General features: G+C 62.8%; 7 protein-coding genes and 1 pseudogene. 5 read left to right on the top strand and 3 right to left on the bottom strand.

The annotated features are described in order from the left end of the window. The 3 genes from AC1ECN_RS37825 to AC1ECN_RS37835 all read right to left on the bottom strand — a co-directional run. On the bottom strand, positions 1-202 hold a 202-nt coding region (locus AC1ECN_RS37825; RefSeq protein ID WP_477955940.1), incomplete at its 3' end, for an aldo/keto reductase. 230 nt (positions 203-432) lie between these two features. Beyond that, complete coding sequence (locus tag AC1ECN_RS37830) at positions 433-1,713, bottom strand: flavin monoamine oxidase family protein (RefSeq protein ID WP_477955942.1); 1,281 nt, start codon at positions 1,711-1,713, stop codon at positions 433-435. 64 nt (positions 1,714-1,777) lie between these two features. Then, positions 1,778-2,290 (bottom strand): MarR family winged helix-turn-helix transcriptional regulator, encoded by a 513-nt coding sequence (locus tag AC1ECN_RS37835; RefSeq protein WP_130673953.1) that lies wholly within the window; start codon positions 2,288-2,290, stop codon positions 1,778-1,780. On the opposite strand from AC1ECN_RS37835, the gene AC1ECN_RS37840 reads away from it, so the two are divergent. From AC1ECN_RS37840 to AC1ECN_RS37860, 5 genes and pseudogenes are all read left to right on the top strand, one after another. Further along, on the top strand, positions 2,291-3,181 hold the full coding sequence (locus AC1ECN_RS37840) for a haloalkane dehalogenase (RefSeq protein WP_130673954.1): 891 nt from the start codon (positions 2,291-2,293) through the stop codon (positions 3,179-3,181). It begins immediately after the preceding gene. Positions 3,182-3,277: 96 nt separating this feature from the next. After that, positions 3,278-3,843: pseudogene (locus AC1ECN_RS37845) on the top strand (class I SAM-dependent methyltransferase). A gap of 123 nt (positions 3,844-3,966) precedes the next feature. Next, on the top strand, positions 3,967-4,641 hold the full coding sequence (locus AC1ECN_RS37850) for a response regulator transcription factor (RefSeq protein WP_018071245.1): 675 nt from the start codon (positions 3,967-3,969) through the stop codon (positions 4,639-4,641). Next, positions 4,638-6,017, top strand: coding sequence for an ATP-binding protein (locus tag AC1ECN_RS37855; RefSeq protein WP_130690138.1), 1,380 nt, complete (start codon positions 4,638-4,640; stop codon positions 6,015-6,017). Before AC1ECN_RS37850 ends, AC1ECN_RS37855 begins: the two co-directional genes overlap by 4 nt. Before the next feature lie 92 nt (positions 6,018-6,109). Then, the coding region (locus AC1ECN_RS37860) for an exonuclease domain-containing protein (protein ID WP_477955946.1) at positions 6,110-6,551 on the top strand (442 nt) is incomplete at its 3' end.

Consider the following 6,551-nt stretch of genomic DNA (forward strand, 5'->3'; position numbering starts at 1 on the left):
CCTTCAGCCAGCGTCCGATGATCTCTTCCGACTTGCCGGCGCTGTAGACATCGGCGGTATCGATGAAATTGCCGCCCCAGGCGAAATAATCGTCGAGCAGCTTGTGCGAGGCGGCCTCATCGGCCTCCGCGCCGAAGGTCATGGTGCCGAGGCAATAGGCGGTGACGACGGTCCCGCTAGGACCGAGCTTGCGATAATCCATTTCTTCCTCCTCATGCGGATACCCGCAGCCGACRTGCAAACGTCGGGGTAGAAGCCGGGGCTCCTGCAATCAATGACAATGACAATATTGTGCTTGAGGCGGCCGCTCGCCGCCGGATGACGTATAGCGCCCTGGGCTGGGAGCACAGGGGCGAGGGCAGCATAACCAATCCCGTCCGCGCTACCAAGTGAGAAAAAAATATTCCTGCCTGCGATCGCGGCCGGCGAAGGTTACGGACTTTGCGAAAACGACCCCGCGATCAGCTCGGCTGCAGCGACGCCGGTCGCGTAGGCGCCGTGCGCCGTCGAATAACGCGACGTCGAACAGGCTTCGCCGGCAAAGAAGATCCGCCCGTCATGCGGCGCGGCGAGACGGCCACGCAGATCGGAGGCGCCGGGCTCTGCGTAGGAATAGGAGCCGCCGATATGGGGCGCTGCGGCCCAGGCCGACATTGCGACCACCGACAATTCCTTGCGGATATCCGCGCCGAAATGTGCCGCCAGTTCATCTCCGGCGAAGGAGGAGGCGGCCTCTCTGCCTTGCCCCTCCAGATCATGCGCGAGGTCGCCGGCAAAATAGGCTTCGACGACGGGGGCGCCGAACGGCCGAAGCTGATAGGTGCCGGTTGCGCCGCGACTGGTGGAGCCGAGCATATGCGTATCCGCCGGCACCGCCTCCCGATTTGCGAGCCTCAAGAACAGCTTGTCGGCGAGCCCGAGCGGCAAACGGGCTGCTGCCTCGATCTTGTCAGGCAAAGGCGGGTCGAAGGCGATCTTGCCGGCGGCAAGCACATTCGTCGAAACGGTCACCAGCACGGCGCGGGCACTAAGCACACCCTGGTTCGTCTCGATGGCGATACGGCCGGCATGACGATGGTCGATGCGCGTGACCTCGGTGCCGAGCCTTGCCCGAACCGGCTTGCCGTAAAGCGAGACCAGCGTCCCATAGCCCTCGCGCACCCGCCAGTCAGGGCCAGGGCCGGGATCGTATCTGTTGTAATCGACGACCGACGACCGCTCCAGTTCGGCACCGGTGATATAGGTGCCGATTGCCCGGATCTGGCCGTTCCAGGGATTGCCGGGCTCGAGCATATCGGCCATGGCTGCGTCATTCCCCTCGTGGCCCTCGTGGCCCTCGAGGCGCTCGAAATAGGCGCCGATCGCCTCCCTTGCGGCACGCGCCTCCGCGTCATCCCGCTGAAGCCGCCGTCCGCCATCGTTCCAGGGTGCAGGCGTGCGGTCGACCGTCAGTCCGACCTCGCCGGCGATCGCAGTCCAGGCATTGGTCCGTGCGCCATGCAGCCAGCCGCAGCCGAGATCGAGCCCGATATCGGCGGCTTCAGGCAGGCTGGCCGTCCAGGCGCGACCGCCGAGACGATCGCCGGCTTCAAGCAGGAGGATGGAAAGATCCGGGCGGATTGCCTGCAGGCGGCGGGCGGCGGCAATGCCGGCGGCACCGGCGCCGATGACGACGACATCCTCCTTGGCGCCCTTGCTTTTGTCACCAGGCATACATTCTCCTTCGGTCGCGCGACGGTTAAGTGGAAAGGGTTGCTCTCATGCCAGCCCCGCTTTGTCATTGCAGCTGTTCCAGCAGCCGCCGGAGTGCTGTCCGCAGATCGTCCATCTGCTGCTGGCTGGTCAGGGCGGCCCAGCATTCATCGACGCGCCGGCCGGCCGCCATCGCTATCGGCCTGACCCCCTGGCCTTTTTCCGTCAAAAACACCAGCCGGCCGCGCCGGTCATTCGGATCGGGCCGGCGCTCGACATAACCCAAGCGCTCGAGTTCTTCGACGGCCTGCGTCATCGTCTGCTTGCGAACACGGGCTAGCTTGGTCAGCTCGCTGACCTGGATGCCCTCGGGCCGCGCGAAGGTGAAGACATTGGCGTGCGGCGGGCGGATATCGCCGTAGCCGGCCTCATCGAGTGCCGCTTCGATGGCCTGTGTCCAATGCTGATGGACCAGACGCAACAACAGGCCAAGGGAAGAAGACGACATGAAACCCCGCGCAGCGATATAGACAGCTACCTGTCTATATGATAAATGGACAGTCGCCTGCCTATATAGCACGAAAGCGTGGAGCTCCATATGCCGACCATCGATATCCTCACCTCGTTCATCTCCTACGAGGAGCTGGGGGAGGGCGACCCGATCGTCTTCCTTCACGGCAATCCCACCTCATCGCATCTCTGGCGGAACATCATGCCCGGCATCGGGGCCGGCCGCTGCCTGGCACCCGATCTCATCGGCATGGGACGCTCCGGCAAACCCGATATCGGCTATCGCTATGGCGATCACATCGCCTATCTCGACGCCTGGTTCGATGCGCTTGACCTCGACGACGTCGTGCTCGTCGGCCACGACTGGGGCGGCGCGCTGGCATTCGACTGGGCCTCGCGCCACGCCGAGCGGGTGCGTGGCATCGTCTTCATGGAAACCATCCTGCGGCCGATGAGCTGGGAGGATCTGCCAGGCGGCGGAAAGGCGCGTTATGAACTGTTGCGGGGTGCGGGAACCGGCGAGGCCAAGGTCCTCGACGAAAATTTCTTCATCGAACAGGCCTTGCGCGCGACCACGCTGAAAGGGCTCAGCGATTTCGACTGGGATGTCTACCGCGCACCCTATCCGGACCGTAACAGCCGGCGCCCGCTGCTGGAATGGCCGCGCGCCATGCCGATCAACGGCGAGCCGGCCGATGTGGTCGCCAGGATCGAGGCCTATGACCGCTGGCTTTCCGCCAGTCCTTTGACTCCCAAGCTGTTGCTGACCTTCGACGGTCCCTCCGAAACGCTGTTGATCGGCAGCGAGATGATTTCGTGGTGCCGCGACAACGTCGCCGGCCTGGAGATCAGGGGTTGTGGGCCGGCGCGCCACATTGCCCCCGAGGACCAGCCCGAGGCGATTGCCGCCGAAATCAAAAGCTGGATCGACAGGAGGGGGCTGAGAGCAGCGCACCGGAAGGTCGCGTCTCAGGCATAAAAATCTGCGTCTGCGGCACCGTGACTGCGACATGACAGACTGTTGCAATGTTGAGCCGGTTCATGGGTGGGATCAATCAGCCACCGTGAAGGTCCCATGCCACGTTTCGATCGCCGACGCTTTCTTCTTGCCTGGCTTCGCGCGCCGCTGCGCATCGCCTCGATCACGCCATCAGGCCCCCGCCTTGCGGGCCGATTCTCGAACTCGGCCCAGGCACCGGGGTTTTCACCGCGGCCCTTTTGGAACGCGGCATTGCAGAGCGCGATCTGACTCTGATCGAATACGAACGGGATTTCGCCACGCTGCTTCAAGATCGCTTTCCCGATGCCAGGGTGCTGCATCTGGACGTGCGGGAGATGTGGAAGACGGCGCTTTCCAGAAGCTTCTTCGGTGGCGTCGTCAGCGGCCTTCCGCTTCTTGCCATGCGGCCGGACGATGTTCAGGCGCTGCTCGAGGGCTGCTTCTCCAACCTCAGACCGCATGGTGCCTTCTATCAATTCACCTACGGCCCAAAATGCCCAGTGCCCGTCGAAATCCTCGACTCCCTCGGTCTTGTCTCAAAGAGGATCGGCTGGACGTTGCGCAATATCCCGCCGGCTGCGGTTTATCGCATCAGCCGCAGGTACCAGCCAATGGCTCTGATCGAGCAGCGCCGCGCATGATGAGAGATAGGATCCTTTGCTTCGAGGCAGCAATCCGGCGTTGGATGCGCTACCGCTGCTGCGGGCGTCGATGAGGTGATATGGTCTCCTCCTGTGGATCGACGGCCCCGATAGGAATGTGAGATGCGCATATTACTGATCGAGGACGAACCTCAAATGGCCGTGGCGCTCAGGGGCGCCCTGACCCGGCACGACATGGTGATGGACCACGTCTCGACCCTATGCGACGCCGAGCTGGTGATCGGCGACGGCGCTTACGACGCCGTCCTCCTGGATCGGCAACTGCCCGACGGCGACGGCCTTGAACTCATTCCGAAGATCCGCAAAAAGGGGTTGACGCTGCCAATCATCGTCATCACCGCCAAGGGAGAGGTTCCGGACAGGATCACTGGGCTTGAGACCGGCGCCGACGATTACCTCGCCAAGCCGTTCGTCTTCGACGAACTTCTGGCGCGGCTGCGTGCCGTCATGCGCCGCTCCGAAACCTTGCGCCCGGCGCTGATCTCGGTCGGCCGGCTTTTATTCGATCCGACCTATTGCGACATCATCGTCTCCGGCCAGCGTCTGGAAATGCCGCGCCGGGAGGCACTTGTGCTCGAATGCCTGGTGCGGCGGGCCGGTCGCATGGTGCCGCGGCCGGCCTTGATGGAAGCGGTTTTCGGCTTCGACGACGAGATCCAGTCGAATGCGCTCGATTCCCATATATCGCGGCTGCGGCGCAAGCTGGCAGCGTCGCATGCGGGCGTAGTCATCAACGTTATCCGGGGCGTGGGTTATCTCCTGCGTGAAGCATCATGAGCAGACGATGCTCCTATTCGCTGCGCAAGCGCCTGCTCTGGCGGCTTCTTGCCGTACAGTCGGTCGTGCTCATTCTGGTGATGATCGTGCTGACTTCGGTGGGCAAGATAACCGATTACAGGTCGACAGAGGGCACGATCGAGATCCTGCGCCAGGCCATCTTCCGCCAGCCCACCGGAGAGTTGAGCCTGAGGGAGACCGAGGATTTGCGACAGCTGCGGAAAGATGCGCCCGATCTCTGGTACACCATTCGCGACATGCAGGGACATGTTTTGACCGAGGGCCGGATTCCGGAAGAATATGCCACCATCGGCAATACGCTCGATCATGTCGGCCAGGCAAGGTTCGGCTCGGATCTCGGCGACCACGACCGTCCGGCTGCCCGGATGATGTGGATTGCGATGGATTGGGGACAGGTGCAGTTTCTGACGGGCACCGACGGCCCGAACTCACTCGCCTTCATCCTGTTCCGCGTCTCATTGATCCTTGTGAAAATTGTTATCCCCATCGTCGCAGTGATGGCGTTGGGCGCGCTGATCGCAACGCCGCTTGTCGTGCGAAGGTCGCTGGTCGGGATCGACCAGGCGGCACTCCAGGCCGATACGATCGATATCGACCAGCGCGGCGGCCGGTTGTCGGAAAACGATATTCCGGAAGAGATCGCGCCGCTGGTGCACGCCGTCAACCGCGCGCTCGGCCGTCTCGACGAGGGCTATGAGCGGCAGGAACGGTTTCTGACCGACGCCGCCCATGAGCTGCGCACGCCGATCGCCATTCTCAATACGCGAATTGGATCCCTGCCGCACAGTTCGACCAAGACCGACCTCTTGGAAGATGCCGCAAGGCTTGCCGTTCTCACCGAGCAGATGCTCGATCTTCAGCGGCTGAAACAGGGCAAGGTCCAGTTCACCAAGGTCGATTTGGGGCAGCTGGCGAGGAAGGTTATCATCGAGATGGCGCCGCTGGCCTTTGCCGCCGGTTATACGGTGCAGTTCGATGTCGAGGGTGCCGGCGAGATCGAGGGCGATCCTCTGGCGCTGCAGCGCGCCCTGATGAACATCCTGCAGAACGCGATCAACCACGGCGGCCGGAAAGGCATCATCTCGCTGACCGCCGGCTGCAACTGGATCGAGGTCAAAGACGAGGGACCGGGCATTCCCGCCGATATGCGGGATCGGATATTCGAGCCGTTCTTCAAGCGCCATCACGACGGACGCGGCGCCGGCCTCGGCCTCAATCTCGTTCGTGACATCCTGCGCATGCACGGCGGCGAGGTGACGATCGACAACCGCAATCCCGGCGCGATCTGCCGGCTGAGCTTCCAACCGGACAAAACGGCAGGCGTTCACACGCCGCCGCGCCTGGCGACTGCGTAATTCAAAGGGCTATAGCGTCCTTTGCGCATCTGACGGACGCTCGGCGTTGTCGCGTGATGGATTAAATCGCGTCTCCGTGACATATAGATCCGATGAGCGTGCACAGAGATTCGCAACTCGACATGTTTGCCAAGGCATCGCCCGCGATTGCCAAGGTGCGCGGTCCATCGCGCCGGCTACCTTCCCAACCGACCGCCTACTCTGATGAAGACATGGCGCGGACGCTCGAAGAAAGCGGCAACTATCGCATCTTGAGAAAGCTGACCGCCCGGCCGGTTGCGTCAGTCAGACGGCCGGAGTTTTCGCGGCTCGGCGTCATTCTCGATACGGAGACCACCGGTCTCAACCACCGCAGCGACGAGATCATCGAAATCGGCGCCGTCGCCTTTACCTTCAACGATGACGGCGCGATCGGCGATATCGTCGGCATTTATGGCGGCCTGCAACAGCCGTCCCGGCCGATCCCGCCCGAGATCACCCGGCTGACGGGTATCAACGATGCGATGGTCGAAGGACAGCTCATCGATATCCAAT

It is taken from the genome of Rhizobium sp. 01N447_2, from assembly GCF_056399245.1.

Bases quoted from the DNA above. Each gene is read 5' to 3' on its own strand.
- AC1ECN_RS37840 (WP_130673954.1), top strand. From the start codon at position 2,291: ATGCCGACCATCGATATCCTCACCTCGTTCATCTCCTACGAGGAGCTG.
- AC1ECN_RS37830 (WP_477955942.1), bottom strand. From the start codon at position 1,713: ATGCCTGGTGACAAAAGCAAGGGCGCCAAGGAGGATGTCGTCGTCATC.
- AC1ECN_RS37835 (WP_130673953.1), bottom strand. From the start codon at position 2,290: ATGGAGCTCCACGCTTTCGTGCTATATAGGCAGGCGACTGTCCATTTA.
- AC1ECN_RS37850 (WP_018071245.1), top strand. From the start codon at position 3,967: ATGCGCATATTACTGATCGAGGACGAACCTCAAATGGCCGTGGCGCTC.
- AC1ECN_RS37855 (WP_130690138.1), top strand. From the start codon at position 4,638: ATGAGCAGACGATGCTCCTATTCGCTGCGCAAGCGCCTGCTCTGGCGG.